This window comes from Acidisoma sp. C75, assembly GCF_054665095.1.
In genome coordinates, this window is record NZ_BAAFHD010000004.1 from 137,668 (window position 1) to 163,701 (window position 26,034).

Here is a 26,034-nt window from a genome sequence, read left to right on the forward strand (position 1 = left end):
GGGCAGGCCTTGTCTCTCCTCGCGCATCTGACGGCCGCTTTCTCGGTGGTGGGGCTGGTGCAGGCCCGGGCCGGGCTATCGGCGCTCAAGGCCTTCAACCGCCGGCCGCGGCCCGAGAGCCTCAGCCTGCCGCCGGTCTCCATCCTCAAGCCGCTCAAGGGCGACGAGCCCTTGCTGGAGGCGGCGCTCGCCTCCTTCTGCACCCAATCCTATCCCGATTATCAGCTCGTCTTCGGCGTGCAGGATGCGCATGATCCGGCCATCGCCGTGGTGCGCCGGCTGCAGGCGTTGTTCCCGGAGCGGGATATCGCGCTCGTGGTGGACGAGACGGCGCATGGCGGCAATCGCAAGATCGCCAACCTCGTCAACATGTGGCCGGCCGCCAAGCATGACGTGATCGTCCTGGCCGATTCGGATGTGCATGTCACGCCGCATTTCCTGGAACGCATCGTCGCGGCGCTCGATGAGCCCGGGGTCGGGGTGGTGACCACGCTTTATGCCGGCCTGCCCGCCAGCCAGAGCCCGGCCGGCCGCTTTGGTGCGGCGCAGATCAACCATATCTTCCTCTCGGGCGTGCTCGTCGGCCGGGTGCTCGGCCGGCAGGATTGCCTCGGCGCCGCGGTCGCCATCCGGCGCGAGATGCTCGCCAAGATAGGCGGGCTGCCAGCGCTGCTGCCCTATCTCGCCGATGACGCGGCACTCGGCCATCTCGTCCGCCGCCAGGGCGGCAAGGTGGCGCTGGCGGCCAATCTCGTCGTCACCACCGTGGGCGAGAGCCGGTTTCGCGATCTCTTCCGCCATGAACTGCGCTGGGCGCGCACCATCCGTGCCCTCGAACCCGTGACCTATGCGACGACCATCCTGCAGCTCCCCATCCTCTGGGCCGCCGTCACCTTCCTGCTCGGCGGGCTGGCGCTCGGGCTCGGGGTGTTCTTCCTCGCCGTCTGGCTGCTGCGCGCGATGATCGCCCGCGCGGTTGCCCGCCAGCTGGGGCGCGGCAGCTTCTCGGGCTGGCTGCTGCCGCTGCGCGAGGCGCTGACCTTCCTGGTGCTGATCGCGAGCTATTTCGGCAATCGGGTGGAGTGGCGGGGCGCGCGGATGACGGCGGCGGACGATCGGCGGCAGCTCAAGCGCCCCGCCCGCATCCGTGCCCAGGCCCGGCCGCGACTCTTCAAGCTCGGTTTCCTCAAGACAGGCCGATTTTCTCGGGGTATCAATTGAGAATGATGAAAACACTCTTCCTCCAGCCGCCCTCCTTCGACGGGTTCGACGGCGGTGCCGGCTCCCGCTACCAGGCGCGGCGGGAAATCAAATCCTTCTGGTACCCCACCTGGCTCGCCCAGCCCGCCGCCCTCGTTCCCGGCAGCCGGCTGATCGACGCGCCGCCGGCGCGCATGGGCATGGGCCCGATCCTCGAGGATGTGCGCGGCCGCGATCTCGTCATCATCCATACCTCGACCCCCTCCTTCCAGAACGATGTGAAGGTGGCGCAGCAGCTCAAGGCCACCAATCCGGCGGTGAAGATCGGCTTCGTCGGCGCCAAGGTCGCCGTCCAGCCGGCCGAGAGCCTCGCCGCCTCGGAGGCGATCGATTTCGTGGCGCGCAACGAGTTCGACTTCACGATCAAGGAAATCGCCGAGGGGCGGGATTGGGCGGAGGTGGACGGCATCTCCTACCGCGATGCCGGCGGCCAGATCGTCCATAACAAGGATCGCGCGATCCTTGAGGATATGGACCAGCTGCCCTTCGTCACCGATGTCTATAAGCGCGATCTCAAGATCGAGGATTATTTCATCGGCTACCTGATGCACCCCTATATCTCGATCTATACGGGGCGCGGCTGCAAATCCCGCTGCACCTTCTGCCTCTGGCCGCAGACGGTGGGCGGCCATCGCTACCGGGTGCGCAGCCCCGAGCATGTTGCCGAGGAAATCCGCCAGGCGAAAGCCGCCTTCCCGCAGGTGAAGGAATTCTTCTTCGACGACGATACCTTCACCGACAATCTGCCGCGGGCCGAAGCGATCGCGCGCGAACTCGGCAAGCTCGGCGTCACCTGGTCCTGCAATGCCAAGGCGAATGTCCCGCGCGAGACGCTCAAGGTGCTGAAGGAGAACGGGCTGCGCCTGCTGCTCGTGGGCTATGAGAGCGGCAACCAGCAGATCCTGCACAACATCAAGAAGGGCATGCGGGTCGAGGTCGCCGAGAAATTCACCCGCGATTGCCATGACCTCGGCATCAAGATCCACGGCACCTTCATCCTCGGCCTGCCCGGCGAGACGAAGGAGACGATCGAGGAGACCATCCGCTTCGCGACGCGCATCAACCCGCATACCATCCAGGTCTCGCTGGCCGCCCCCTATCCGGGCACGGCGCTCTACAAGCAGGCGCTGGAAAATGGCTGGCTGGATGCGAAGCACGCCGAGCTGATCGACGAAAGCGGCATCCAGATCGCGCCCCTGAGCTACGACCATCTCAGCCATACCGAGATCTTCGACAACGTCGAGACCTTCTACAAGCGCTTCTACTTCCGCGCGCCGAAGATCGCCTCGATCGTGGGCGAGATGCTCGGCAGCCGCCAGATGCTGGTGCGCAGGCTGCGCGAGGGCGTGGAATTCTTCCAGTTCCTGCGCGAGCGGCACAAGATCGCGGCGTGATCAGCTACGTCATCCCCGGTCTTGTGTCGGGGATCCAGAGGTTCGGGCGCCCTGGCGGATAGACCCGCGGGTCATGCCCTCGGGTGACGCAGATGAACCGCCGCGCCATCATCTCGGCCGATGATTTTGGCCTCTCGCTCGCCGTCAATGAAGGGATCGAGCGGGCGCACGCGCAGGGGCTGCTCTCCACCGCCAGCCTGATGGTGGCGGGGGAGGCGGCGGCCGATGCCGTGCGCCGCGCCCGGCGGCTGCCGGGGCTCAAGGTCGGGCTGCATCTCGTCGCCATCGAAGGGCCGGCGGTGCTGCCGCCGCCCGAGATCGCGGCTCTTCTCGATGCCGAGGCCCGCATCCCATCGGACCAGCTCGACCTCGGGCTCCGCTACGCCTTCAGCCGCCGCACCCGCGCGGCGCTGGCGCGCGAGATCGCCGCCCAGTTCCGCGCCTTCGCGGCCACGGGTCTGCCGCTCGATCACGCCAACGCACATAAACATATGCACCTGCATCCCTTCGTCGCCGCACGGATGGTGGCCGAGGGCCGGGCGCATGGGCTCCGCGCCATGCGCGTGCCGGCGGAGCCTGCCGGCGTTCTCGCCTCCCTCGGCGAACCGCCGGGCATCGGCGCCCGGGCGCTGCTCCTCTGGACGCAGGGGCTGCGCTGGCGGGCGCGGCGCGCGGGCCTCGCCGTCAACGACCATGCCTTCGGCATCGCCTGGAGCGGGCATATGACGGAGGAGCGGCTGCTGCGCCTTATCCCCCGCCTGCCGCCGGGCCTCTCGGAGCTCTATTTCCACCCGGCGGCCGGGCGGGATGCGCTGCTCGACCGGCTGATGCCGCAGTACGAGCACGAGGCCGAGATGCGTGCGCTGATGAGCCCGGCGCTCGCGGCGGCCTTGGCTGCAGCCGGCATCGCGCGGACGACGTGGCAGGAGGCGGCTGAGCCGCGTTGACAGAAGGAGCCGCGCGCCTGATGGTCCGCCGCTCGGCCCTTATGGAGAGATTGATGACGCCTGCCGCTCCCCCTTCCGACCTCGCTGCGGCGATCGATTTGCTGTGGGAACGCCGGGCAGAGATTTCGGCCAAGACGGCGGGGGCCGATCGCGAAGCGGTGGAGGCGGCGCTCGGGCTGCTCGAAGCGGGGGAAGCCCGCGTCGCGGAGCCGGGCGAGGGCGGCTGGCGCGTCAATCAATGGCTGAAGAAGGCGGTGCTGCTCTCCTTCCGCCTGGCTGATAGCGCCGTCATGCCGGGGGCTGGCGGCGGTGCGCCGGGCTTCGACAAGGTGCCGCTCAAATTCCAGGATTGGGGCGAGAACCGCTTCGCCGATGCCGGCTTCCGCGCCGTGCCGGGGGCGATCATCCGCCGCTCGGCCTTCATCGCGCGGAACGTCGTGCTCATGCCCTGCTTCGTCAATGTCGGCGCTTATGTGGGTGAGGGGACGATGATCGATACCTGGTCCACCGTCGGCTCCTGCGCGCAAGTCGGGAAGAACTGCCATATCTCGGGCGGCGTCGGCCTTGGCGGCGTGCTGGAGCCGTTGCAGGCCGGGCCGGTGATCATCGAGGATGACTGTTTCATCGGCGCCCGCTCGGAAGTCGCCGAAGGCTTCGTGGTGGAGCGTGGCTCGGTGATCTCCATGGGCGTCTTCCTCGGCGCTTCGACCAAGGTGATCGACCGTGCGACGGGCGAGGTCTTCCAGGGCCGGGTGCCGCCCTATTCCGTCGTCGTGCCGGGCACGCTGCCCGGCAAGCCGCTGCCAGATGGCACGCCGGGGCCGAGCCTTGCCTGCGCCGTCATCGTCAAGCGGGTCGATCAGCGCACGCGCGAGAAGACCTCCGTCAACGAGTTGCTGCGGGCGTGAGCGGCGCGGCCGACCTTACCGATCCGCTGCCGCTCGCCCAGGCGCTGCTGCGCTGCCCAAGCGTGACGCCGGCCGATGCCGGTGCGCAGGATGTGCTGGCGGACGCGCTCGGCGCGCTCGGCTTCACCATCCACCGGCTGACCTTCGGCGAGACGCCGAACCTCTATGCCCGGCTTGGCACCGGCCGGCCGCATTTCTGCTTCGCGGGCCATACGGATGTGGTGCCGCCGGGCGAGGGGTGGCGCCACGATCCCTTCGGTGGAGTGGTGGAAGAGGGTGTGCTCTATGGCCGCGGCGCCTGCGACATGAAGGCGGCAATTGCGGCTTTCGTCGCGGGCGTGGCGCAAGCGCGGGAAGCGGGCCGCCTGCCGGGCTCCGTCTCGCTCCTCATCACCGGGGATGAGGAAGGCCCCGCGTTGGACGGCACGGCCCGCGTCGTCGATTGGATGCGTGAGCAGGGCGAGGTGCCGGATTTCTGCCTCGTGGGTGAGCCCACGAACCCCGATCGGCTCGGTGAGATCATCAAGATCGGCAGGCGCGGCAGCCTCTCGGCCTTCCTCACCGTGCCTGGCGTGCAGGGGCATGCCGCCTATCCGCATCTGGCGGACAATCCCGTCCATAAGCTCGTCGCCCTGCTCGGCGCGCTGCTTGGCCGCCGGCTCGACGAGGGCAATCGCTGGTTCCAGCCCTCTTCCCTGCAGGTGACGAGCATCGACGTCGGCAATCCGGCGACCAATGTCATTCCGGCCGCCGCCAGCGCCAAGCTCAACATCCGCTATAACGACGCGCATAGCGCCGAGAGCCTGCAGGCATGGATCCTGGAGGAGGCGGCGCGGCTGGCGCCGGGGGCGGAGATCCGCTTCCAGGCCTCGGGCGATAGTTTCCTCACCGCGGTCGGGCCCGAGGTGGAAGGTCTCGTCCAGGCGGTGGGCGCGATCTTCGGGACCGAGCCGCGGCTCGATACCGGCGGCGGCACCTCGGATGCCCGCTTCATCACCCATCTCTGCCCGGTCGCCGAATTCGGCCTCGTCGGCCAGAGCATGCACAAGGTGGATGAGCGGACGGCGGTTGCCGATCTGCGCCGGCTGGCCGCGGCCTATGCCGCCATTCTGGCCGGGTTCACCGCATGATGGGGCAGGGGATGAATGCACGGCCGAGGGCGGGCAATATCCTGCGCGGGGTCATCCTGCTCTGCCGGGGCGATGCGCGCGGGCTGAGCGATATCGGCGCGGTGCCCGATGCCTTCCTCGCCAGCCTCGCCCCGCTCATCGCCTTTCCGCTCGTCGGCTGCGGTCTGATGGTGGCGCAAGGCATGGTGCGGGAAGGGCTCACGGATTTCCTCGCCTCCATCATCGCCATTCTGGCGCCGCCGCTGATCGCCTACAGCATCGCCCGGCCCTGGGGAAAGACCGCGGGCTGGCTGCGCTTCGCCACCGCCTTCAACTGGTGCCAGTGGGTTCTGCCGATCCTCGGCGTGCTCCTCGTCGTCATTGGCAGCCTCTTCGTGCAGTTCGGCCTGCCGATGAAGCCGACCGTGCTCGGCCTCTGCGCGCTTCTGCTCGCCTATGCCTTCTGGCTGCATTGGTTCCTCGCGCGCCATGCCCTCGGCCTCGCCCGCGGGCGGGCCCTGCTCCTGGTGGTGGTGATGAACGTCTCGACGCTCATCCTGGTGGGGGGGCCGCAACTTGCCCAGATGCTGGTGGCCGGCGGCCAGGCGGCGGGCGGGGGATGATGGGCAGCCTCCTTGCCGCTTGCCGCAGCCATGGGCGGGAGATCGGCGCGAGCCTGCGCGGCATCGCGCGCCTGACCTTCGGCGAGGCGGAGGGCATCCGCGCTTTCGAGAATGACCGCGGCATGGCGCGCCGCAGCTTCCTCGCGGCAGTGCTGGCCTTCCCCGTCTTTCTCGCCTTCCACTACCTCGATCTGCTCTCCGGCGCGGCGCCGCCCGAGGATGCCCATGCCTTCATCCTCGATCTGCTGACCTTCCCGATTTCCTGGGCCGGCTTCGCCCTTCTCGCCCTGCCGATCCTGCGCTGGCTGGGGCTGGAGGGGCTCTGGCCGCGCTATATCGCCGCCTGGAACTGGAGCAATCTCGCGCAATATCTGCTGCTGATCCTGACCTCACTGCCGCTTGCGCTGCATCTTCCGCAGATCCTCGGGCAGACGGCCGCGCTCGTCGGCTATGGCTGGGCGCTCTGGCTCGAATGGTATGTGACGCGCCTGGCGCTCGGCACTTCGGGGCTCAATGCGGCGATGATCGTGGCCGCCGATGTCGGCTTCGGGGCGATCGTGGCGCTGCTGCCGCTGGTCCAGCTTCCGGTTCTGCACATCTAGGCGGCTCCGGACAGGTCACGCGCGGCCGGGCGGGCCGCGCGCTTCCCGAAGCGTTATGCTGGGGCGGGGCGTCAGACCCAGTCGTCGCTGCCGCCGCCGCTATTGTCCCAGCCGCCGCTGCCCGAATCGTCCCAGCCGCTGCCGCCACCGCCGCCGGCATTCGGATCGTTCTGCCAGCCGGTATTGTCGGTGCTCTGGTCCGGCATCGTCTGCCAGCCGCTGTTATCCGCGCCGCCGGCCCAGCCGGAGCTATCCGCCCCCTGATCCGGCGGCATATTGGCCCAGCCGGTCTGATCGAAGCCGCCGCCCATCGGATCGACCCCACCGGCGAAGCCGGAGGCCGCCTGTTCCGCGCCCCGGTTGGAGAAGAGGCCTTCGATCGCGTTGAAGGCGAGCATCCCGCCCGCAACCCCCGCCGCAGTGGTCAGCGCGGAGCCCAGGAAGCCGCTGCCGCCGCGCTGGGCAACGCCTTGCGCCCCGTAGCCGTAGCCCGGCGGCGGGCCGCCGAAGCCCGGCTGTTGTTGCGCATAGCCCGGCGGCGGCGCGCCATAGCCCGGCTGGCCGTAACCCGGCTGGCCATAGCCCGGCTGCGCATAGCGCTGAGCATAGGGCGCCTGCTGCGGCGCCTGTTGGCCGCCGCCGAACATGCGGCTGAAGAAGCCGCCGCCCTGGCCGGGCGCCTGCTGCTGCGCGCCGGCAGCACTCGCCTGCTCCCGCAGCGCCGCATTCTCCTGCTGGAGCGCCTGGATCTGCTGCGCCGCCCCTTGCAGAGCCTGCTCCTGGCCGAAGGCGAACTGCGTCATCCGGTAGCGGGCTTCCGGATATTGGTCGAAGAGCTGGGCGAGGTGGCGATCCGCCTCCGGATCGACGGGAGGAAGGGCGGCGGGCTGCGTCGCCGGAACCGAGCCGCCCGACGGCGCGCCGGAAACCCGTTGCACGAAGCGGGCGATGATGTCGCGTTCTTCGGGGGTCATGAAACGATCCTCTGTGAAACTCTTGGGCCGGAATCTGGGGTCCGGCGCGGGCATTGTCTATCGCAACCGGATCATCTTACCGAAAAGAGAGCAGAGCGTTACCTTCCGCGCCTGCAACGAGCCTCAGCCGCGCCCAAGGCCGAGGCGCGGCCATTCGATCGCCGGGCAGCGATCCATGACGACGGTGAGGCCCGCGGCGCGGGCAGCCTCGGCGGCCGCGCGGTTGACGACGCCGAGCTGCATCCAGATGACCCGCGCCCCGAGCGCGATCGCCTCGTCCACCACCGGCCCGACCTGATCGGCATTGCGGAAGATATCGACGATGTCGAGCGGCCCGGCCTCGGCAAGGCTGCCGACCACCGGCTGGCCGTGAATCTGCTGGCCGGCAAGGCCCGGATTGACCGGCGTTACCTGAAAGCCCTGGCGGAGCAGAAAGCCCATGACGCCGTAGGACGGCCGCTCCGGCTTGTTCGAAGCACCGACGAGGGCGATGCGTTTGAAGCCGGTCAGCACCGCGCGGATCGTCTCATCCGAAGCGAGCGGCCCTGGCGGCCGGCCGGCTTCTGGTTCCTGGCGCTCGATCGCCATGGCGTTTCTCCCTCGTCAGACCAGCAGTTTAGCGGATTTCAGCGATTCTCCGTGAGGGAATACGCAAGGCTCCAGCAATCACGTCCCCGTATGTGGTATCCAAATACCACATACGGAAAGCCTTGACCGGCCAAGGCCGAGCCGCCATAAGCCGCCCACTCTGAAAGGAATTGAGTGACCAGATGAAGACAACCCTCTCCCTGAAGCCCGCCGAGGCTCAGAAGAACTGGGTGCTCATCGACGCTGAAGGTCTGGTGCTCGGCCGCCTCGCGGTCGTGATCGCCAACCGTCTGCGCGGGAAGCATAAGCCCCAGTTCACCCCGCATGTCGATTGCGGAGACCATGTCATCGTCGTCAACGCGCGCAAGGTGCGGGTGACGGGCAAGAAGGCCGAGCAGTCCGTCTTCTACTACCACACCGGCTATGCCGGCGGCATCAAGGGCCGCACCGTGGGCCAGCGCCTCGCCTCCGCCCACCCCGAGCGGGTGATCGAGAAGGCGGTGGAGCGCATGATCACGCGCGGTCCGCTGCAGCGCAAGCAGATGGGCCATCTCTACGTCTATCCCGACGATACCCATCCGCATGATGGCCAGCAGCCGGTGAAGCTGGATGTCGGCGCGCTCAACGCCAAGAATCGGAGGGCCTGATCATGTCCGAGACCCGCACCCTCGCCGATCTCGCCACCGCCCCGATCGCGACCAGCACCGACGCCGCCCCCGTGCGCGCCGAGCCGAAGCGCGATGCCTTCGGCCGCTCCTACGCCACCGGCCGCCGCAAGGACGCGGTCGCCCGCGTCTGGATCAAGCCCGGCAAGGGCGAGATCTCCATCAACGGCAAGAAGGCGGCGCAGTATTTCGCGCGCCCCGTGCTGCGCATGCTGATCACCCAGCCCTTCCTGGTGGCTGACCGCTACAACCAGTTCGATGTCATCTGCACCGTCACCGGTGGCGGGCTCTCCGGCCAGGCAGGCGCGGTGCGCCATGGCATCAGCCGGGCGCTGACCAATTACGAGCCGGAGCTGCGCGGTATCCTCAAGGTTGCCGGCTTCCTGACGCGGGACAGCCGCGTTGTGGAACGCAAGAAGTATGGTAAGGCGAAAGCCCGCCGCAGCTTCCAGTTCAGCAAGCGCTAACCGCCTGTTCGGCACCTTCTCCCGCCGGATCGGCTTTCGAGAGGGGAGAGAGGTTGCCGAAGGTTTTCATCGATGGCGAGGCCGGGACCACCGGCCTCCTCATTCGCGAGCGGATCTCCACCATGCCGGAGATCCGCCTCATCAGCATCCTGCCGGAGCTGCGCAAGGACCCGGCCGCCCGCCGGGGGCTGATGGCCGAGGCCGATCTCCTCATCCTCTGCCTGCCCGATGCCGCCGCCCGCGAAGCGGTGGCGCTCGCTGCCGGGCTTGGCGATGCTGCCCCCCGTATCCTCGATGCGAGCAGCGCGCACCGCACTGCACCCGGCTGGGTGTTCGGCTTTCCCGAACTCGCCCCCGGCCAGGGCGAGGCGATCCGCGCGGCTGCCCGCGTCTCCAACCCCGGCTGCTATGCGACGGGGGCGATCGCGCTGCTCCGCCCGCTCATCGATGCCGGCGTCATTCCGCGCGACATGCCGCTCTCGCTCAATGCCATCAGCGGCTATTCGGGCGGCGGGCGGCAGATGATCGAGGCGCATGAGGCGGCCGGCGGCCCGCCCTTCGAGCTTTACGCGCTCGGCCTCGAACACAAGCACGTGCCAGAGATCATGGCCCATTCCGGCCTTACGCGGCGGCCGATCTTCACCCCCGCCGTCGGCCATTACCTGCGCGGCATGCTGGTTTCCCTGCCGCTCCATCTCGACGAACTGCCCGGCCGGCCGAGCCTCGGCGACCTCGCCGCGGTGCTGGAGGCGCATTATGCCCAGGCGCCGGACATCGCGGTGGGGACAGATAATCTGACCACCCTCGAACCCGAGGGGCTGAACGGCACCAACCGCCTCTCGCTACATGTCTTCGGTAGCGAAGCGCGGCGCCAGGCGGTGCTGGTGGCGCGCCTCGACAATCTCGGCAAGGGCGCTTCGGGTGCGGCGGTGCAGAACCTCCGCCTCATGCTGGGCCTCGCCGGATGAGCGGAGGGGGCGCGGCCATCCTGCCGTTCGAGGGGGTGATTCCGCGGATCGACCCCACTGCCTGGATCGCGCCGACCGCCGCGATCATCGGCGATGTGGAGATCGGGGCGCAGTCCTCCGTCTGGTTCCATTGCGTGCTGCGCGGAGACACCAATTTCATCCGCATCGGCGCGCGCACCAATATCCAGGATGGCAGCATCCTGCACGTCAACCGGGAGAGCTTCCCCTGCATCCTGGGGGACGAGGTGACGGTGGGGCATGCGGCGATCGTTCACGCCTGCACCGTGCATGATCGGGGCTTCATCGGCATGGGCGCGACGGTGCTGGATGGCGCGGTGGTGGAGGAGGGCGGGGTGCTCGCCGCGCATGCCCTGCTGAGCCCCGGCAAGCGGATCGGCGCGGGGGAGCTGTGGGCCGGGGTGCCAGCGCGCTTCGTCCGCACGCTCGGCGCGGAGGAGCGGGCGCAGTTCGCCGCCACCGGCACGCATTACGTGGCGCTCGCCGGGCGGCACCGGGCCTCCGATGGCGGCCGGCGACCGGGCTGAGTGACCGGCCTGGCTTGGCGCGGCACCGGGGTTTGGCCGGTCGGCGTCATCCGGGAGAATGGAAGTGCCGGCGTGGTTTTCACCGCGGCCGCGCGCCGCGCGGATAAGGGACGCGCCCGCCGCTGCATCCGAGCGGGAGGCCCGCGCGTGTCATGACTGTCCGGCCGCTGCGTCGTGCGGCGGCCAGGCGCTATACTGCTTGATTGCGCCGCCTCGGCGCGGCCCGGTGCATCCCGCCGCCGCTGCGCTCACCTGAGGCATCCCCAACGAAAGGGCCAGTCCATGAAACGCCTTGGCATTTCCCTCGCACTCGCCTCCAGCCTCACGCTTGCCGCCTGCGCGGACGTGCATGTGCGCGATCCGAGCACGGCGGTCATCCAGCCGGCGGCGCTGCACACCAATGGCGATGTGGATGTGCAGGCGCTGAACATCGCGGGCTATGATTTCGGCCATTGGCGCCAGATGCAGGGAGATCCGGCGATGGCGGCGGAAGCCGTCGCCACGCTCGACTATATGGGCGGCAAGCTCAATACCGCGCCGCGCTGGATCACGACGATGCCGTCGATCTTCCGGCTGAACATGCTGCGCGCGCGCGAGCAGGTGCGAGCCTATCTCGGGATTGGCAGCGCGGTGCCCTCGCAGCAGGTGGTCGATGCCATGCTCGCCCTCGCCGCCGCCTATCGCGCCGGCGATCAGGCTCAGGTGACCCAGATCCTCTCCGAGCCTTTCTTCACCCTCGGCCCGCAGCAGACGGCCGCGCGCCTGGCCGATCTGCCCTCGATGCCGAGTGTCACCAACGCGACAACCCATGCCGCGGCCTATGCCCTCGGCCCCAACCTGCCGCCGGGCTGAGTTTCGGCGCGGTTCGGCCGGATGGCGGCGGCGGCCTTCGGGGGGAAATCGGCGGGAGCCTGCTTTGCCAGCGCGGCAGGCTCCGCTATACAGCCGCCATGAACCTCAAAGATCACATCCGGTCGATCCCGGATTTTCCCAAGCCCGGCATCCTGTTCTATGACATCTCGACCCTGCTGCGGCATGCCGGCGCCTGGAGCGAGGCGATGAACCAGATGGCGGCGATCATCGCCGCCTATAAGCCCGATTATCTGGCCGGGCTGGAAAGCCGCGGCTTCCTCTTCGCAGCCCCCCTCGCGCTCAAGCTCGATTGCGGCTTCCTCATGCTGCGCAAGCCCGGCAAGCTGCCCGGCGAGGTGGTGGGGCTGGATTACACGCTCGAATACCGTTCCGACCGGATCGAGGTGCAGGCCGATGCCGTGCCGCCCGGCGCGCGCGTGGTGGTGGTGGACGATCTGCTGGCGACCGGCGGCACGCTCGCCGCCGGCATCCGCCTCTTGCGCATGCTGAAGGCCGAGGTGCCCGCCGCGGTGACGCTGATCGAGCTTGATTTTCTCCGCGGCCGCGACCGGCTCGACGTGCCCTTCCAGTCCCTCCTGCGCTACGACAGTTAGGAGCTGCCGCGGCGGGAACCCATGCCGAACCCTCTCGCATCACGCCGCGCCCTGCTGGGCCTGCTCGGCACCGGTCTCGCGACCCTCGGCGGCTCCGCCGGGGCGCTCGGCCTCGTCTCGCGCGCGGCAGAGGCGGCGGCAACCGACCCGGTCTTTGCCCAGGGCGTGACGGTGCTGAGCAGCGGCCCGGCTTACGGCTATATCGCCGGCTGGGCGAAGCTGCTTTTGCCGCAGCTTCTCCAGGGCCTGCCGCCCAATATCGGATCGAGCTTCGAGGCGATGGGCGGGCCGGACGGCGTGACCGTCTGCAATGCCTTCGGCGCGCGGATGGACCCGGACGGCAGCACGCTGATGGTCGCCCCCGGTGCCGCGATGCTCGCCTGGCTGGAAGGGGATAGCCGCGTCAAATACGACCCCGCGCGCTGGGTGCCGGCGCTGATCGGCACCGGCCCCGTGGTTCTCGTCGGTACCACCCCGCTCTCCCAGCATATGACGCAGCGGCGGGCGCTGCGGCTCGGGGCCAGCAATCCGATCGGGCCGGAACTCGCCGCGATCGCGGCGCTCGATCTGCTCGGCATTCCCGTGGCACCGATCTATGGCGAGACCGACCCGAAGAGCCTGAGCGAGGCGCTCGGCCGCGGGCATGTCGATGTCGCGCTGCTGAGCGGGCCGAAGATCCGTGAGGCCTTGGCGGAGGCTGCGGCCAAGGGCGCCCAGCCGCTCTGCCTGCTGGCGCCGAGTTCGGCCGCCTGCACCGGCCCCGCGACGCGGGATGACCTGCTGCCCGATGTTCCGACCTTCCTGGAACTGGTCGCTGCCCTGGACGCCGGCTTGCCGAACGACATCCGGCTCCGCGCTTTCGAAGCGGCGGCGGTCGCCGCTTCGATCTGCTTTGCCGCCGTACTGCCCGATCTGGTGCGGCCGGCAACCGTCTCTGCCTGGCGGCGCGGGGCAGAGATGGTCGCGGACAATCTCTCCCTCGCGGCGGTTGCGACCCAGCAGGAAATTCGCTTCCAGACCGGGCGCTGCGCGGAGGTGCTGATGCGCAGGGCGACCGGCTCGCCGAGTGCGGCCGCCTCGCTCCGCGCCACCTTGCTGCATCGCTTCGGCTGGCGCGCCTCCTAGACGAAGAGCGGCGCCGAACCGCGCTTCGCCCGGCTGCTACTTCCCGCTCTTGGTCGCGGCCTTGCCGGCGGCCGGTTTCTTGGCCGCGGCGGGTTTGGGCGCCATTTTGCCAGAGCTTTCGGCGGTAGCGGGTGCCGCCGCCGCCGCTGGGGCGGAGGGGGCGGAGGGGGCGGCAGGCGCCGGATGGGGCGCTCCGTTCGCTATGGCCGGTGCTGCCTCCTTCTTGGCGGGCTTGGCCGGTTTCGCGGGCTTGGCCGGGCTTTCCGCCGCTGCCGCCGGCTTGCGCTTGGGCGCGATGGGCGTCGGCTGCGCATCGCCCTGATCGGTGAGCTGACCCGGAAACTCGCCGAGATTTTCCTGGATGAAGGCTTCCTCAACGCCGGTCGGCGCCGAAGGGTCGATCCCGGCGGCGATCGGGTTGGGCAATTGGCCGGTCTTGCCGCTCTCCTCCATCATCTCCAATTCCGCCGCGCGCTCCCAGAACTCGGCGGCGCGGCCCTCCGGCCGGCCCTCGTTCTCCCACATGTGGTAGGCGCGTGTGCGGATGCGCTCCTCGCGCGCCGCGTCGAACTTCAGGGGGTTGGTCATGCTTCTCTCCATCCGAATGAGTGCCGTAGCGTCTCCCCGCCGCCACGCGTCCCGCTTCGAACGCTAGATGGAGGGTCATGCTGGATCGCCAATTACCGCCTGCCGAGGGCGGGAAGGGAAGCCTTGATTTGGGCACCGGCCGTCACGCCTCTGCCTCAATTCTGACTTGCCCTTCGTGAGAATCGCTTCCATAGCCTGCAAGTCTGTCCCATTGTCGTTCAAATGAAATTTATCGTCGGGATCTCCTGCTGCCAGAAGACCTTCGGCCGGTTCGCGATGCTGAACCACGGAGTATCGGATACCTATGTCCGCGCGGTGGGCGAGGTGATGGACGCGGTGCCGCTGCTCATCCCCGCCAATGGCGACCGCGCCGATATCGCTTGCCTGATCGACCGGCTGGACGGCATCCTGCTCACCGGTAGCCCCTCCAATGTCGAGCCGGCGCGCTACGGCGGGCCGCCGCATCCGGCTGAGACGGTGGAGGATCGCGGGCGGGATGGCGTGACGATCCCGCTCATCCGTGCGGCGGTGGCGCGCGGGGTGCCGCTGCTTGGCATCTGCCGGGGCTTTCAGGAGATGAACGTGGCACTCGGCGGCACGCTGCATCAGCGGTTGCAGGATCTGCCCGGGCGGCTCGATCATTCGACGCCGATGCAGGCGATCGCCGCCATCCGCCACGGCAAGGCGCATCGCCTCCGGGTGGAACCCGGCACCTGGCTGCATCGCATGGCGCAGGCGCGGGAGATCGCCGTCAATTCCCTCCATAATCAGGGGGTGGAGCATCTGGCCCCCGGGCTGAGGCCAGAGGGTTTCGCGCCGGACGGGACGATCGAAGCCTTCACCTTGCCGCAGGCGCCCGGCTTCGCCGCCGCCGTGCAATGGCACCCGGAATACGACATGGAGACGGACGCCGTTTCTCGCCGGATCTTCCTCTCCTTCGCCGAAGCGGTGCGGGCCTATCGCGCGGGCGAGCCGGCGCTCTCCGTCGCGGCGGACTGAGCGCGCCCGGCCCGCGGCGCCGGTCAGATCGTGCTGAAGGCAGCGCCGAATAACTGAGCGATGGCCTCGGCATGGCCATCGCGCGCCAGCAGCACGACGCCATCCCCCGCCTGCAGGATCGTCTCCCCCGGCGGACGTTCGAGGCTGCGGCGGCCCGGTCGCTCGATCCCGAGGACGAAGAAGCTGCCCGCCGCTTCGCGTTCGATCTCGCCGAGCGGCCGCTGCTCAGCCCGGCTGCCCGCCGCCACCGGATGGGTGAAGACCTTGAGCCCGAGGCCCTGCAATTCCCGCTGAAAGACGCGCATGCGGTCGCTATCCTCCAGCATCCGGTCGCGTTCCGGAAAGAGGATGATCTGAGCGATCCGCTCCGCGCCGATATGGGCGGGCATCACCACGCGGTTGGCCCCGGCCTGGAGGAGCTTGCGCTCGGTCGAGGCAACCTCGCCGCGCGCGATGATCTCGAGCGCGGGGTTGAGGCTGCGGGCGCTCAGCGTGATGAAGACATTGGCGGCATCGTCGGGCAGGACGCTCGCGAGCACCCGGGCACGCGCGACACCCGCGACCTGCAGCGTCACCTCCTCCGTCGCGTCGGCCTGGATCGCGAGATAGCCGCTCTCCCGCGCTTCGGCGAAGCGCCGCTCCTGGCGTTCGAGCACGACGAAGGGAACCTGCCCCGCCGTCAGCTCCTGGGCGAGCATGGCGCCGATGCGGCCGAAGCCGCAGATGATGACATGGCCGGAAAGGCTCTCGATATCCTGCTTCATGCGCCTGCTGCCGATGAGCTGCTGGAACTGGGTGATGGTGATGAACTGCACGAGCGCGCCGGTCAGGAAGATCATCCCCGTGCAGCCGAGGATGATGAGCATCATGGTATTGGCGCGCAGGAAGGGCGTGTCGATCGCCCGGACCTCGTCATAGCCGACGGTATAGATGGTCAGCACGACCATATAGAGCGAATCGCTGAAGCTCCAGCCGGCCAGCAGATAGCCGATCATGGCGAGCAGGCAGATGGTGAAGACGAAGAGCCCGCCGAAGACGAGGTTGCGCATCGGGGAAGCGAGAACCTGGCGGATGACCTGGGCGAGGGGGACCGCGCGCGGCGCGAAGGGCGGATGCCGGCGGGGCTTTCTCATGGGGCGAAGCGTGCGCCTTCGTATTTCGACAAGCTGTTCCCCCGCATGCTGGGCTAGGCCGCGGCCATGCCGGCCCGCGCGCCGCTCACCCCTATCATGAGGCAGAGAGAGACGCGGCAAAAGACGGCGGCATGCGCGGAAAAGCAGGTGGCGGAAGCGCGCCGGGGGCCTGCTCCCGCGCTCATGAATGTTGACAGGCAGGGGGCAAAAAAAGACACCTTCCGCCGGCCTATCTGGTAGATTGACGATTGTTCACGAATGACACCGGGGTGAAGTTGAGGGGCGGAAAATGCGCCGCTGCCGAAACTGCATTCCACCCATGCAGCCAAGGTGCGGAAGGGCGCTGCTCCGTTCTTGACCTGTCGGCCCGGTGTCGCGTTCAAGAGTACCGCAGATTACAAGAATGATTGAAACAGCAAGAGATCCACGATGAAAGACTTCCTCCGGCGGGGGGCGCGGTTCAAGCCGCTCGCCCTCATGCCCCTGCTGCTTCTCTCCGGCTGTCATTGGGCGCTGATGGATCCCCAGGGGCCTGTCGGTCAGGAGGAAAAGAAGATCATCCTCTATACCCTCATCGGTCTGGTGGTGTTTGTCGTCGGCCCCGTCATCCTGGCGACACTCGCCTTCGCCTGGCATTTCCGCGCCGGCAACACCAAGGCGAAATACCGGCCCGACTTCCATCATTCGACGATCATCGAAATTTTCTCCTGGGGCGGCCCCTGCTTCATCATTCTGGTGCTCGGCATCGTGACCTGGGTGACGACCCACCAGCTCGACCCCTACAAGCCGCTGCCCACGGAAGCGAATGCCAAGCCGCTCGACATCGACGTCATCGCGCTCGATTGGAAGTGGCTCTTCGTCTATCCCGAGCAGCATATCGCGGCGGTGAACGAGATGGCGATGCCGGTCGGCACGCCGGTGAATTTCCACATCACCTCGGCGACCGTGATGAACGCCTTTTTCATCCCCCAGCTCGGCACCCAGATTTATGCCATGGGCGGCATGCAGACGGCGGTGCATCTGATGGCCGATCACCCCGGTATCTATCGCGGGCTCTCGGCCAATTTCAGCGGTGACGGCTTTTCCGGCATGACCTTCCAGGCGCACGCGGTCGATCAGGCAGGTTTCGCTGCCTGGGTTCAGAAGGTCCGGCAATCGGCCCAGGTGTTGGACAAGACGACCTATGCCGAGCTTTCCAAGCCGTCCGAATACGTCAAGCCCAGCTATTACGGGACGGTGCAGGGCGACATCTTCGCCGACCAGATCAGGGCTTTCTTGGGGCCCAAGATGTCCATGAACGATACCAAAGCCGACGCTACTCACGCTGCCTCGAAGAGCACGAGCGGCACGAGCGGTATGTGAGAGGCAGCAAGATAAGGGTGCAGTGACATGCTCGGAAGATTAACCTGGTCGGCGATCCCGCTCGACAATCCCATCGAAATGGGTGCGGTCGGCTTCATGGGTATCGTCGTGCTTATCGTGCTGGGCTTCATCGCCCGGTACAACCTGTGGGCCTATCTCTGGAAAGAGTGGATCACCACGATCGACCACAAGAAGATCGGGATCATGTACATCCTGATGGCGCTGGTGATGCTGCTGCGCGGCTTCGTCGATGCCATCATGATGCGCACCCAGCTTGCCTTCAGCCACGGCGCGAGCCACGGCTACCTGCCGCCGGAGCATTACGACCAGATCTTCTCGGCGCACGGCGTCATCATGATCTTCTTCGTCGCCATGCCCTTCGTGATCGGCTTCATGAACGTGGCCGTTCCGCTGCAGATCGGCGCGCGGGACGTGGCCTTCCCGTTCCTGAACTCGATCAGCTTCTGGCTGACCTTCGTCGGCATGGCGCTCGTGAACCTCTCGCTCGCCATCGGCGAGTTCGGCAAGGCCGGGTGGCTCGCCTATCCGCCGCTCTCTGAGCTGCAATACAGCCCCGGCAGCGGTATCGACTACTGGATCTGGTCCCTTCAGATCTCCGGTATCGGCACCTTGCTGACGGGCGTGAACTTCTTCGTCACCATCGTGAAGATGCGCGCCCCGGGCATGACCTGGATGCGGATGCCGGTCTTCTGCTGGACCATCCTCTGCACCGCCGTGCTCATCATGGCGGCCTTCCCGGTGCTGACGGCGACGATCGGCATGCTGACGCTGGACCGCTATCTCGGCTTCCACTTCTTCACCAATACCGGCGGCGGCAACCAGATGATGTACGTCAATCTCATCTGGGCCTGGGGCCATCCGGAGGTGTACATTCTCGTCTTGCCGGTCTTCGGCATCTTCTCCGAAGTGGTCTCGACCTATTCGGGCAAGCGGCTGTTCGGCTACACCTCGATGGTTTACGCGACGCTGGCGATCGCCTTCCTTTCCTTCGTCGTCTGGCTGCACCACTTCTTCACCATGGGGTCGGGTGCGGATGTGAACGCCTTCTTCGGCATCTCGACGATGATCATCGCGATCCCGACCGGCGTGAAGATCTACAACTGGCTCTGGACGATGTATGGCGGGCGGGTGCGCTACGAGCCGGCCATGCTGTGGACCATCGGCTTCATGATCACCTTCACGATCGGTGGCATGACGGGCGTGATGATGGCGATCCCCGGGATCGACTTCGTGGTCCATAACAGCCTCTTCCTCATCGCCCATTTCCACAACGTCATCATCGGCGGCGTGGTCTTCGGCTCCTTCGCCGGCCTCAACTACTGGTTCCCGAAGATGTTCGGCTTCCGGCTGGAGAAGAAGTGGGGCACGCGGGCCTTCTGGTTCTGGCTTGTGGGCTTCTACGTCGCCTTCGTGCCGCTCTACTGCCTGGGCTTCATGGGTGCGACGCGCCGCATGGAGCATTATGACAACCCGCAATGGGTGCCCTATATGTGGGTGGCGCTCTGCGGTGCGATCCTCATCATGTGCGGCATCGCCTGCAACCTGCTGCAGATCGTGGTTTCGATCCGCGACCGCGCCAAGCTGCGGGACGTGACGGGCGACCCCTGGAACGGCCGCACGCTCGAATGGTCGATCTCCTCGCCGCCGCCCTTCTACAACTTCGCGACGACCCCCGAGGTGCATGACCCCGAGCCGCTGTGGGATGCCAAGCAGCGCGGCACGATCGAACATCAGGCGCGGGATCATTACGAAGAGATCCACATGCCCCGGAATACGGGGGCGGGCTTCATCATCGCGATGTTTGCCGGCGTCTTCGGCTTCGCGATGATCTGGTACATGTGGTGGCTCGCGATCCTCAGCGCGATCGGGATCGTGGTGACGCTGATCATCCGTACCTGTAACGACGATATCGACTACTACGTGCCGGGCGAGGAGGTGGCGCGGATCGAGAACGCACATTTCCTCCAGGTCGCCTCGCTCGAGACGGAGAAGCAGCATGCCGATTGATGCGGCCGCCGCCCATAGCGGCCACGGCCATCACGACCACGCCCAGCATCAGATGGACCAGAAGGTCTTCGGCTTCTGGCTCTACCTGATGACCGACTGCGTGCTTTTCGCGACCGCTTTCGCGGGGGTGGCCGTGAACGGCCACTCCTACGCCGGCGGCCCGACGGGCCGGGATGTCTTCGAGCTCAACGGCGTCATTCTGGAAACCGCCTGCCTGCTCATCAGCTCCGTGACCTACGGCTTCGCCATGCTGGCGGCCCACCGCCATAACAAGCAGGGCGTGCTGATGTGGCTGGCGATCACCGCGCTGTTCGGCCTCGGCTTCCTCGGGCTCGAAGTCACCGAGTTCCACAAGCTCATCGCCGAGGGCAACGGGCCGGGGCGGAGCGCCTTCCTCTCCTCCTTCTTCCTCCTCGTCGCGACCCATGGCTGCCACGTGACGGCCGGCCTGCTCTGGATGTCCACGCTGATGGTCCAGCTCGGCGTGATGAAGAAGCCGCTGAACACGGTCTATATGGGCCGCCTCACCATGCTCAGCCTGTTCTGGCACTTTCTGGACATCGTCTGGATCGGCGTGTTCACGGTGGTGTATCTTCTGGGAGTGATGACCTGATGGACCGCAGCTTATCTGACCACGGGCACGGCCATACCGATGCGGCCGGTGCCGCCCATGGCACGCTCGCCTCATACGCGATCGGCTTCGTCCTCTCCGTCATCCTCACCGCCGCTGCCTTCTGGCTGGTGATGGGGCATGCGCTGTCCCCGAGTGCGACGATCTTCGGGATCTTCGCCCTCGCGATCGTGCAGATCGGCGTGCATCTCTATTTCTTCCTGCACCTCAACTTCAGCTCGGAACAGCGCTGGAATGTGACGGCCTTCGCCTTCGCGATCCTCGTGGTCTTCATCGTGATCCTCGGCTCGCTCTGGATCATGCACAATATGACGGACCGGATGATCCCGGTGGGCCCGATGCCGGGCATGCAGCAGCAGCCCTGAGGCTTTCGGCCAGGATGGCGTCAAGCGAAAGGGAGCCGCGAGGCTCCCTTTTTCTTGGCCAATCGCCTTCCGCTCCGTAAGGGCGGGCAGGTCAGCCGCTAGCCATCGGCCTTATGCGCCTCGCCCGCGCCCTTCCGGCCGCCGGCGATCGCGAAAGCGGTATTGACGACCGCGACATGGGTGAAGGCCTGCGGGAAATTGCCGAGCTGGCGCGCGGCCTTCGGGTCGTATTCCTCCGCCAGCAGGCCGAGATCGTTCGCCAGGCCGAGCAGCCGCTCGAACAGCGCCGTCGCTTCCGCGATCCGGCCCTGATAGGCGTAGTTATCGGCGAGCCAGAAGCTGCAGGCGAGGAAGACGCCTTCGCCCGCCGGCAGCCCATCGGCGCTTTTGCGCGTATCGTAGCGCTGCACCAGCCCCTCGGGCATGAGGTGCCGCTCGATCGCGGCGACGGTGCCGAGCATCAGCGGATCATTCGCCGTGATGAAGCCCGAGCGCGGAATGAGCAGCAGGCTCGCATCCAGCTCCTCCCCATCATAGACCTGGGTAAAGCTGTTGAGCTTGCGGTTGAAGCCGCGCGCCAGGATCTCCGCCCGCAGCGCCTCGCGGTTCTCCCGCCAGGTATCGAGCGGCGCCGCGAAGCCATGCGCCTCGGCGTCCTTGATCGACCGGTCGAGCGCGCTCCAGCAGCCGATCTTCGAAAACACGAAGGGCTGGCGGCCGCTGCGCACTTCCCAGATGCCATCGTCATTCTCTCGCCAGATCTCGCAGACATGGTCAGCCAGCGCGCGCTGGAGGCCCCAGCCATCGGGACGGTCGGCAAGGCCGAGCCGCCGGCCCTCGGAGAGGACGGACATCACCTCGCCATAGATATCGAGCTGCAATTGCCCGGCCGCGGCATTGCCGATCCGCACGGGTTTCGACCCCTCGTAGCCATCGAGCCAGGGCACTTCCCATTCGTCCAGCCGCCGCTCCCCGGCCAGGCCGTACATGATCTGGATCTGCTCCGGCATGCCCGCGGCGGCCCGCATCAGCCAGTCCCGCCAGTCGGTCGCTTCGTCGAGATAGCCGGCGCGCAGGAAGGCGCCGAGGGTGAGGGAGGCATCCCGCACCCAGCAATAGCGGTAATCCCAGTTGCGGCTCGATCCGATCTGCTCGGGCAGGGAGGTCGTCGCCGCGGCGACGATGCCGCCCGTCGGCGCATAGGTCAGCGCCTTGAGGGTGATGAGCGAGCGGCGCACTTGCTCCGGCCAGCGGCCTTCGTAGCTGGAGAGCTTGGACCAGTTCTCCCAGAAGGCGATGGACGCGCTGAGCGCCGCGTCGGGGTCCGGCCGCTCGGGCCGCTCCCGGTGCGAGCGGTTGTGGACGAGGATGAAGACCTGCCGCTCCCCCGGGCGGAGGGTGAAGACCGCCTCAGTCGCCATATGCTCGCTGATCAGCGGGATGGAAGAGAAGATCGTCACCCGGTCCGGGCCGCAGATCGCCTCAAAGCCGCTTTGATCGCCAAGGCCGACGACCCAGGGGACGGCGCTGCCATAGTCGAAACGAAGGGTGAGGTCGAGCCGCATCTCGATCCTGCCGGAGAGCCCCTCGCAGATGCGGATGATCGTGCTGTGCTCGCCCTTGACCGGCATGAAATCGGTCACCCGCGCGCGGCCGTCGGCGGTTTCGATGGTGGTGTCGAGAATGACGCTGCCATCGCGATAGGCGCGGCTGATGCGGGCTTCGGGGTCGGTCGCGCCGATCCGCCAGCGGCCGTTCTCCTCGTTGCCGAGCAGCCGGGCGAGGCAGGCGCCGCTATCGAAGCGCGGCAGGCAGAGCCAGTCGATCGAGCCATCGTGGCTGACGAGCGCGGCCGTGTGGCAATCCCCGATCACGGCGTAATCTTCGATGCGCGCAGGAGCGGCAGGGGCGTCAGGCATCAGGCGAGCCTCCTTGAGAAAAGCGCCGGAGCGTGGGTGGAAATCAGCCCCCGCCGCCGGCGCCATAGGGATCTTGGGTCGCGCGCCCGAAATTGAACCGGGCGAGGCGAGGCGACAAGCGCCGCGGGGGCCGCGGGCGCGCAGGCCGCAGGCGCCACCTGTCATGCCTCCTTGCCTTGACCCAGGGCCGGCATGCGCTTTTTGTGGTTTCTTTCCCAGCCAGCAGCAACCGGAGCCAGAGCGGCATGACCGAAGCGAAGCCCATCCGCCTTGTCGTCAGCGATGTCGATGGCACCCTGGTGCGGCACGACAAATCGTTGCATCCCGAAACGATCAAGGCAGCGCAGGAGCTGAAGGCGGCGGGGATCACGCTTTGCCTCGTCTCCAGCCGGCCGCCGCGCGGGATCGAGATGTTCCTCGAACCGCTGGGCATCACCGCGCCCCATGCCGGCTTCAACGGCGGCCAGATCGTGGCGGGCGACAACAAGACGATCCTCGATGAACTCGCGATCCCGGAAGAGGCCGCGCGCCTCGCGGTCTCGCATATGAGCGCGGCCGGGCTCGATGTCTGGGTCTATGCCGGCAGCGGCTGGTATGTGCGGAGCCCCAATGGCCCCTATGTCGCGCATGAGGCGGAGGTGACGCATAATCACTTCACCGTGGTGGATGATTTCGCGCCCTTCCTGGCGAGCGCCAACAAGATCATGTCTTCCTCGCGGGATTTCGACCTGGTCGGCCGGGTCGAGGCGGAGCTGCAGGAGCGGCTCGGGGCGGAAGCCTCCGTCAACCGCTCGTCGAGCTATTACTGTGATGTCACCCATGTCGATGCCAATAAGGGGCACGCCGCTCTAGCCTTGGCGCGCATCGCCGGGGTTTCGGCCGCGGAGATGGCCTGCCTCGGCGATATGAATGTCGATATCCCGATGCTGAAGGTGGCGGGGCTTGCCATCGCCATGGGCAATGCGGCCGAGAGCGTGAAGGCCGCGGCCGATGTGGTGACCGGCACGAACGACGAAAGCGGCTGGGCCGATGCGATCCGCCGCTACGTGCTGCGGTGATGTGAGAGAGAGAAAGAGGAGAGGGCCCTATGCGCGCCGTCGGCTACAAGGTTCCGCAGGCGATCGATCACCCCGAGGCGCTCGTCGATATCACGCTGCCGCGGCCGCGCGCCGAGGGGCGGGATCTGCTGGTCGAGATTCGCGCCATCGCCGTCAACCCGGTCGATACCAAGGTGCGGATGCGGGGCGGGGCGGCCGATGGCGGCTGGCGCGTGCTCGGCTGGGATGCCGCGGGCGTGGTGGCGGAGACGGGGCCGGATGTCGTGGGGTTCAAGCCGGGCGATGCCGTCTTCTACGCCGGCGCGCTGGACGCCCCAGGCACCAATGCGGAGTTTCATCTGGTGGACGAGCGGATCGTCGGGCGCAAGCCAGAGAGCCTGAGCTTCGCGCAAGCCGCCGCCCTGCCGCTCACCGCCATCACCGCCTGGGAAGGGCTGTTCGATCGGCTGGACGTGAAGCGCCCGGTGCCCGGCGCGGCCCGCGCCATCCTCATCATCGGCGGCGCCGGCGGCGTGGCTTCGATTGCAATCCAACTCGCCAAGCGACTGACGGATCTCGCGGTGATCGCCACCGCCTCCCGGCCCGAGACCGCCGAGTGGGTGCGCGCTTTGGGCGCCGATCATGTGGTGAACCACACCAAGCCTCTGGCGGCCGAACTCGCGGCACTCGGCCTCGGCCAGCCCGGCTTCGTCTATTCGACGACGCAGACCGACAAGCACCTCTCCGAGATCGGCGCGCTGATCGCCCCGCAAGGCCGCTTCGTGCTGATCGACGATCCGGGCCCGCTGGACGTGACGCTCTTCAAGCGCAAGAGCGTCTCGACCCATTGGGAATTCATGTTCACCCGCTCGATGTTCGCGACGGCCGATATGGCGGAGCAGGGGGCACTGTTGAACGCGGTCTCCCGGCTGGTGGAGGAGGGCGCGATCCGCAGCACGCTTGGCGAGCATTACGGCGCGATCAATGCCGGGAACCTGCGCCGCGCCCATGCGATGCTGGAAAGCGGCAAGGCGGTCGGCAAGATCGTGCTGGAAGGGTTCTGAGGCGCGGCCGCGCGGGGCTACATCAGCATGGCACCCGCGGATGTGTTCCGCGGGTCCACCGGCTGGCGAAGGCGAGACTGCGTTACACCGCCCGCCAGAGTGCCGGCAGGAACTCATACCCATCGCTATTGCGCGCGATATAGCCCGTGGCCGGGAAGGGCGCGTGGTAGAAGGAGACGCGCAGCTTTTCCGCCACCGCCTGGTCGAGGATGCGGCGGCGGGTCGCGATGGTCTCGGCCGGGTCCATGTCGAAAGCGGCGACCCAGTCCGGATGGCGGAGGAAGACGAGCGGGTTGTTGGTGATATCCGCGACATACATCATCGCCTCGCCGCCCGAGGCGATGCGGATCGCCGACATGCCGGGCGTATGGCCATTGGCACGGACGGAGGTGAAACCGGGCAGGACCTCCGTCTCCCACTCATAGAGAGCGACCTGATCGGCAAGCTTGCCGAAGACCTGCTGGCAGAGGCCGAAATTATCCTGCGCCGCGGCGGGCGCAGAGGCCTTGTTCGCCTCGTCCATCCAATAGGCCCATTCCTTGGCCGGCACGAAGATCTTGGCGCGGGGGAAGGTGAGGCCGCCCGCCTTGCGGTTGAGGCCGAGGATGTGATCGGCATGGAAATGGCTGATGATGACACTCGTCACCTCCTCCGGGCGGATGCCGGCGGCAGCGAGATTGCCGCGCAGCTGGCCGGTGCCGGGTGGGCCGAATTCGCCCAAGCCGGTATCGATCAGCACCACCCCCTCCGGCCCGCGCACGGCGAGCGGGTTGAAGGTGATGGTGAGCTTGTCGCGCGCCATGCCGGCAGTGGCATAGGCATCGGTGACCTCGGCATCGCTGGCATCGGGCACGAAGCCTGGCGGCATGTCGCGTATCAACACGCCCTCGTGGAGCGCGATCATCTCGAAGGCGCCGAGCTTGAAGGTGCAGAAGCCCGGCGCCTGCGTGCCGGCCGTGGTGCTCTGAGACATGATTTCTCTCCTGGGCTCGATAGATGGCGTGGCGTGGGAACCGCCCGAGCGGCAGGCGGCTTACCCGCCCGCTCTCCCCGAGGGTTCTACCCGCCTTCCTGCACGCGGCGAACCGCCCGAGCGGCGGCCGGACGGCCGGCGCCGATCACGAGCGGGTGAGCGCGCCGATCCGAGGCGGATGCCTAAAGCTTGGGCTCAGGCCGCCTCCGCGCGGAAGGCGGGGCGCTTTCTTCTTCCTGCCTCTCCCGCGCGTGCCCTAAGGTGGAACGGTTCTTGCGTGGCACGGGGCGATGA

27 protein-coding genes are annotated in these 26,034 nt (G+C 67.4%); 21 read left to right on the forward strand and 6 right to left on the reverse strand.

Annotation, left to right across the window (positions count from 1 at the left end; all coding sequences use genetic code 11):
• The first annotated feature begins 9 nt into the window (after positions 1–9).
• The 7 genes from hpnI to ACYQ7X_RS06880 all read left to right on the forward strand — a co-directional run bounded on the left by hpnI (position 10) and on the right by ACYQ7X_RS06880 (position 6,843).
• Complete coding sequence (hpnI, locus tag ACYQ7X_RS06850) at positions 10–1,221, forward strand: bacteriohopanetetrol glucosamine biosynthesis glycosyltransferase HpnI (RefSeq protein ID WP_459696168.1); 1,212 nt, start codon at positions 10–12, stop codon at positions 1,219–1,221.
• 2 nt (positions 1,222–1,223) lie between these two features.
• Complete coding sequence (gene hpnJ, locus ACYQ7X_RS06855) at positions 1,224–2,654, forward strand: hopanoid biosynthesis associated radical SAM protein HpnJ (RefSeq protein ID WP_459696169.1); 1,431 nt, start codon at positions 1,224–1,226, stop codon at positions 2,652–2,654.
• Between the two features lie 92 nt (positions 2,655–2,746).
• On the forward strand, positions 2,747–3,601 hold the full coding sequence (gene hpnK, locus ACYQ7X_RS06860; protein ID WP_459696170.1) for a hopanoid biosynthesis-associated protein HpnK: 855 nt from the start codon (positions 2,747–2,749) through the stop codon (positions 3,599–3,601).
• Positions 3,602–3,654: 53 nt separating this feature from the next.
• Positions 3,655–4,509, forward strand: coding sequence for a 2,3,4,5-tetrahydropyridine-2,6-dicarboxylate N-succinyltransferase (gene dapD, locus ACYQ7X_RS06865; protein WP_459696171.1), 855 nt, complete (start codon positions 3,655–3,657; stop codon positions 4,507–4,509).
• Positions 4,506–5,639, forward strand: coding sequence for a succinyl-diaminopimelate desuccinylase (gene dapE, locus ACYQ7X_RS06870; protein WP_459696172.1), 1,134 nt, complete (start codon positions 4,506–4,508; stop codon positions 5,637–5,639). The genes dapD and dapE overlap by 4 nt, the downstream gene beginning before the upstream one ends.
• A gap of 11 nt (positions 5,640–5,650) precedes the next feature.
• Positions 5,651–6,241, forward strand: coding sequence for a hypothetical protein (locus ACYQ7X_RS06875; protein WP_459696173.1), 591 nt, complete (start codon positions 5,651–5,653; stop codon positions 6,239–6,241).
• Entirely contained in the window at positions 6,238–6,843 is a 606-nt protein-coding gene (locus ACYQ7X_RS06880) for a hypothetical protein (protein WP_459696174.1), read from the forward strand. The genes ACYQ7X_RS06875 and ACYQ7X_RS06880 overlap by 4 nt, the downstream gene beginning before the upstream one ends.
• Before the next feature lie 71 nt (positions 6,844–6,914).
• On the opposite strand, the gene ACYQ7X_RS06885 is transcribed toward ACYQ7X_RS06880, so the two are convergent.
• Both ACYQ7X_RS06885 and ACYQ7X_RS06890 read right to left on the reverse strand, forming a co-directional pair.
• Positions 6,915–7,817, reverse strand: coding sequence for a DUF2076 domain-containing protein (locus ACYQ7X_RS06885; RefSeq protein WP_459696175.1), 903 nt, complete (start codon positions 7,815–7,817; stop codon positions 6,915–6,917).
• Positions 7,818–7,940: 123 nt separating this feature from the next.
• Positions 7,941–8,405 (reverse strand): CoA-binding protein, encoded by a 465-nt coding sequence (locus ACYQ7X_RS06890; RefSeq protein ID WP_459696176.1) that lies wholly within the window; start codon positions 8,403–8,405, stop codon positions 7,941–7,943.
• A 182-nt stretch (positions 8,406–8,587) separates the two neighbouring features.
• On the opposite strand from ACYQ7X_RS06890, the gene rplM reads away from it, so the two are divergent.
• From rplM to ACYQ7X_RS06925, 7 genes are all read left to right on the forward strand, one after another.
• Entirely contained in the window at positions 8,588–9,052 is a 465-nt protein-coding gene (gene rplM / locus ACYQ7X_RS06895; RefSeq protein WP_459696178.1) for a 50S ribosomal protein L13, read from the forward strand.
• 2 nt (positions 9,053–9,054) lie between these two features.
• On the forward strand, positions 9,055–9,537 hold the full coding sequence (rpsI, locus tag ACYQ7X_RS06900) for a 30S ribosomal protein S9 (RefSeq protein WP_459696179.1): 483 nt from the start codon (positions 9,055–9,057) through the stop codon (positions 9,535–9,537).
• A 53-nt stretch (positions 9,538–9,590) separates the two neighbouring features.
• Complete coding sequence (gene argC / locus ACYQ7X_RS06905; RefSeq protein ID WP_459696180.1) at positions 9,591–10,505, forward strand: N-acetyl-gamma-glutamyl-phosphate reductase; 915 nt, start codon at positions 9,591–9,593, stop codon at positions 10,503–10,505.
• Positions 10,502–11,050 (forward strand): gamma carbonic anhydrase family protein, encoded by a 549-nt coding sequence (locus ACYQ7X_RS06910; RefSeq protein WP_459696181.1) that lies wholly within the window; start codon positions 10,502–10,504, stop codon positions 11,048–11,050. The genes argC and ACYQ7X_RS06910 overlap by 4 nt, the downstream gene beginning before the upstream one ends.
• A 282-nt stretch (positions 11,051–11,332) precedes the next feature.
• Complete coding sequence (locus tag ACYQ7X_RS06915) at positions 11,333–11,902, forward strand: hypothetical protein (protein WP_459696182.1); 570 nt, start codon at positions 11,333–11,335, stop codon at positions 11,900–11,902.
• A 98-nt stretch (positions 11,903–12,000) separates the two neighbouring features.
• Positions 12,001–12,516: an adenine phosphoribosyltransferase gene (locus tag ACYQ7X_RS06920; RefSeq protein ID WP_459696183.1), complete on the forward strand. Its 516-nt coding sequence runs from the start codon at positions 12,001–12,003 to the stop codon at positions 12,514–12,516.
• Positions 12,517–12,537: 21 nt separating this feature from the next.
• Positions 12,538–13,641 (forward strand): hypothetical protein, encoded by a 1,104-nt coding sequence (locus tag ACYQ7X_RS06925; RefSeq protein WP_459696184.1) that lies wholly within the window; start codon positions 12,538–12,540, stop codon positions 13,639–13,641.
• A gap of 36 nt (positions 13,642–13,677) precedes the next feature.
• Here the strand turns inward: ACYQ7X_RS06925 and ACYQ7X_RS06930 are convergent, their stop codons facing one another.
• Entirely contained in the window at positions 13,678–14,229 is a 552-nt protein-coding gene (locus ACYQ7X_RS06930) for a DUF2934 domain-containing protein (RefSeq protein ID WP_459696185.1), read from the reverse strand.
• A gap of 222 nt (positions 14,230–14,451) precedes the next feature.
• Between ACYQ7X_RS06930 and ACYQ7X_RS06935 the strand changes: the two genes are divergently transcribed.
• The gene (locus ACYQ7X_RS06935; protein ID WP_459696186.1) at positions 14,452–15,228 is read left to right on the forward strand and encodes a gamma-glutamyl-gamma-aminobutyrate hydrolase family protein; all 777 of its coding nucleotides are present in this window, start codon (positions 14,452–14,454) and stop codon (positions 15,226–15,228) included.
• Positions 15,229–15,251: 23 nt separating this feature from the next.
• Here the strand turns inward: ACYQ7X_RS06935 and ACYQ7X_RS06940 are convergent, their stop codons facing one another.
• Positions 15,252–16,361 carry a potassium channel family protein gene (locus ACYQ7X_RS06940; protein ID WP_459696187.1) on the reverse strand — a complete coding sequence of 370 codons (1,110 nt, stop codon included), beginning with the start codon at positions 16,359–16,361 and terminating at the stop codon, positions 15,252–15,254.
• A 429-nt stretch (positions 16,362–16,790) separates the two neighbouring features.
• Here ACYQ7X_RS06940 and cyoA point away from each other — a divergent pair, with 429 nt between their 5' ends.
• The 4 genes from cyoA to cyoD are packed head-to-tail and all read left to right on the forward strand — an operon-like array spanning position 16,791 to position 20,747.
• The gene (gene cyoA / locus ACYQ7X_RS06945; RefSeq protein ID WP_459696188.1) at positions 16,791–17,723 is read left to right on the forward strand and encodes a ubiquinol oxidase subunit II; all 933 of its coding nucleotides are present in this window, start codon (positions 16,791–16,793) and stop codon (positions 17,721–17,723) included.
• A gap of 27 nt (positions 17,724–17,750) precedes the next feature.
• Positions 17,751–19,751, forward strand: coding sequence for a cytochrome o ubiquinol oxidase subunit I (gene cyoB, locus ACYQ7X_RS06950; protein WP_459696189.1), 2,001 nt, complete (start codon positions 17,751–17,753; stop codon positions 19,749–19,751).
• The gene (gene cyoC / locus ACYQ7X_RS06955; protein WP_459696190.1) at positions 19,741–20,364 is read left to right on the forward strand and encodes a cytochrome o ubiquinol oxidase subunit III; all 624 of its coding nucleotides are present in this window, start codon (positions 19,741–19,743) and stop codon (positions 20,362–20,364) included. Before cyoB ends, cyoC begins: the two co-directional genes overlap by 11 nt.
• Positions 20,364–20,747 carry a cytochrome o ubiquinol oxidase subunit IV gene (cyoD, locus tag ACYQ7X_RS06960; RefSeq protein WP_459696191.1) on the forward strand — a complete coding sequence of 128 codons (384 nt, stop codon included), beginning with the start codon at positions 20,364–20,366 and terminating at the stop codon, positions 20,745–20,747. The genes cyoC and cyoD overlap by 1 nt, the downstream gene beginning before the upstream one ends.
• A gap of 98 nt (positions 20,748–20,845) precedes the next feature.
• Here cyoD and ACYQ7X_RS06965 read toward each other — a convergent pair whose 3' ends face one another.
• Positions 20,846–22,666, reverse strand: a complete 1,821-nt coding sequence (locus ACYQ7X_RS06965) for a glycoside hydrolase family 15 protein (RefSeq protein WP_459696192.1) — start codon at positions 22,664–22,666, stop codon at positions 20,846–20,848.
• Between the two features lie 245 nt (positions 22,667–22,911).
• On the opposite strand from ACYQ7X_RS06965, the gene ACYQ7X_RS06970 reads away from it, so the two are divergent.
• Both ACYQ7X_RS06970 and ACYQ7X_RS06975 read left to right on the forward strand, forming a co-directional pair.
• The gene (locus ACYQ7X_RS06970; RefSeq protein WP_459696194.1) at positions 22,912–23,724 is read left to right on the forward strand and encodes a Cof-type HAD-IIB family hydrolase; all 813 of its coding nucleotides are present in this window, start codon (positions 22,912–22,914) and stop codon (positions 23,722–23,724) included.
• Between the two features lie 29 nt (positions 23,725–23,753).
• Positions 23,754–24,767: a zinc-binding alcohol dehydrogenase family protein gene (locus ACYQ7X_RS06975; protein WP_459696195.1), complete on the forward strand. Its 1,014-nt coding sequence runs from the start codon at positions 23,754–23,756 to the stop codon at positions 24,765–24,767.
• A gap of 82 nt (positions 24,768–24,849) precedes the next feature.
• Here ACYQ7X_RS06975 and ACYQ7X_RS06980 read toward each other — a convergent pair whose 3' ends face one another.
• Positions 24,850–25,740: an MBL fold metallo-hydrolase gene (locus tag ACYQ7X_RS06980; RefSeq protein ID WP_459696196.1), complete on the reverse strand. Its 891-nt coding sequence runs from the start codon at positions 25,738–25,740 to the stop codon at positions 24,850–24,852.
• Between the last annotated feature and the right edge of the window lie 294 nt (positions 25,741–26,034).

What these genes read in the sequence shown, in the direction of transcription:
- hpnJ (WP_459696169.1), top strand. Translation starts at nt 1,224, where the DNA reads ATGATGAAAACACTCTTCCTCCAGCCGCCCTCCTTCGACGGGTTCGAC.
- hpnK (WP_459696170.1), top strand. Translation starts at nt 2,747, where the DNA reads ATGAACCGCCGCGCCATCATCTCGGCCGATGATTTTGGCCTCTCGCTC.
- dapD (WP_459696171.1), top strand. Translation starts at nt 3,655, where the DNA reads ATGACGCCTGCCGCTCCCCCTTCCGACCTCGCTGCGGCGATCGATTTG.
- ACYQ7X_RS06875 (WP_459696173.1), top strand. Translation starts at nt 5,651, where the DNA reads ATGAATGCACGGCCGAGGGCGGGCAATATCCTGCGCGGGGTCATCCTG.
- ACYQ7X_RS06880 (WP_459696174.1), top strand. Translation starts at nt 6,238, where the DNA reads ATGATGGGCAGCCTCCTTGCCGCTTGCCGCAGCCATGGGCGGGAGATC.
- ACYQ7X_RS06885 (WP_459696175.1), bottom strand. Translation starts at nt 7,817, where the DNA reads ATGACCCCCGAAGAACGCGACATCATCGCCCGCTTCGTGCAACGGGTT.
- ACYQ7X_RS06890 (WP_459696176.1), bottom strand. Translation starts at nt 8,405, where the DNA reads ATGGCGATCGAGCGCCAGGAACCAGAAGCCGGCCGGCCGCCAGGGCCG.
- rplM (WP_459696178.1), top strand. Translation starts at nt 8,588, where the DNA reads ATGAAGACAACCCTCTCCCTGAAGCCCGCCGAGGCTCAGAAGAACTGG.
- rpsI (WP_459696179.1), top strand. Translation starts at nt 9,055, where the DNA reads ATGTCCGAGACCCGCACCCTCGCCGATCTCGCCACCGCCCCGATCGCG.
- ACYQ7X_RS06910 (WP_459696181.1), top strand. Translation starts at nt 10,502, where the DNA reads ATGAGCGGAGGGGGCGCGGCCATCCTGCCGTTCGAGGGGGTGATTCCG.
- ACYQ7X_RS06915 (WP_459696182.1), top strand. Translation starts at nt 11,333, where the DNA reads ATGAAACGCCTTGGCATTTCCCTCGCACTCGCCTCCAGCCTCACGCTT.
- ACYQ7X_RS06920 (WP_459696183.1), top strand. Translation starts at nt 12,001, where the DNA reads ATGAACCTCAAAGATCACATCCGGTCGATCCCGGATTTTCCCAAGCCC.
- ACYQ7X_RS06925 (WP_459696184.1), top strand. Translation starts at nt 12,538, where the DNA reads ATGCCGAACCCTCTCGCATCACGCCGCGCCCTGCTGGGCCTGCTCGGC.
- ACYQ7X_RS06930 (WP_459696185.1), bottom strand. Translation starts at nt 14,229, where the DNA reads ATGACCAACCCCCTGAAGTTCGACGCGGCGCGCGAGGAGCGCATCCGC.
- ACYQ7X_RS06935 (WP_459696186.1), top strand. Translation starts at nt 14,452, where the DNA reads ATGAAATTTATCGTCGGGATCTCCTGCTGCCAGAAGACCTTCGGCCGG.
- ACYQ7X_RS06940 (WP_459696187.1), bottom strand. Translation starts at nt 16,361, where the DNA reads ATGAGAAAGCCCCGCCGGCATCCGCCCTTCGCGCCGCGCGCGGTCCCC.
- cyoA (WP_459696188.1), top strand. Translation starts at nt 16,791, where the DNA reads ATGAAAGACTTCCTCCGGCGGGGGGCGCGGTTCAAGCCGCTCGCCCTC.
- cyoB (WP_459696189.1), top strand. Translation starts at nt 17,751, where the DNA reads ATGCTCGGAAGATTAACCTGGTCGGCGATCCCGCTCGACAATCCCATC.
- cyoC (WP_459696190.1), top strand. Translation starts at nt 19,741, where the DNA reads ATGCCGATTGATGCGGCCGCCGCCCATAGCGGCCACGGCCATCACGAC.
- cyoD (WP_459696191.1), top strand. Translation starts at nt 20,364, where the DNA reads ATGGACCGCAGCTTATCTGACCACGGGCACGGCCATACCGATGCGGCC.
- ACYQ7X_RS06965 (WP_459696192.1), bottom strand. Translation starts at nt 22,666, where the DNA reads ATGCCTGACGCCCCTGCCGCTCCTGCGCGCATCGAAGATTACGCCGTG.
- ACYQ7X_RS06970 (WP_459696194.1), top strand. Translation starts at nt 22,912, where the DNA reads ATGACCGAAGCGAAGCCCATCCGCCTTGTCGTCAGCGATGTCGATGGC.
- ACYQ7X_RS06975 (WP_459696195.1), top strand. Translation starts at nt 23,754, where the DNA reads ATGCGCGCCGTCGGCTACAAGGTTCCGCAGGCGATCGATCACCCCGAG.
- ACYQ7X_RS06980 (WP_459696196.1), bottom strand. Translation starts at nt 25,740, where the DNA reads ATGTCTCAGAGCACCACGGCCGGCACGCAGGCGCCGGGCTTCTGCACC.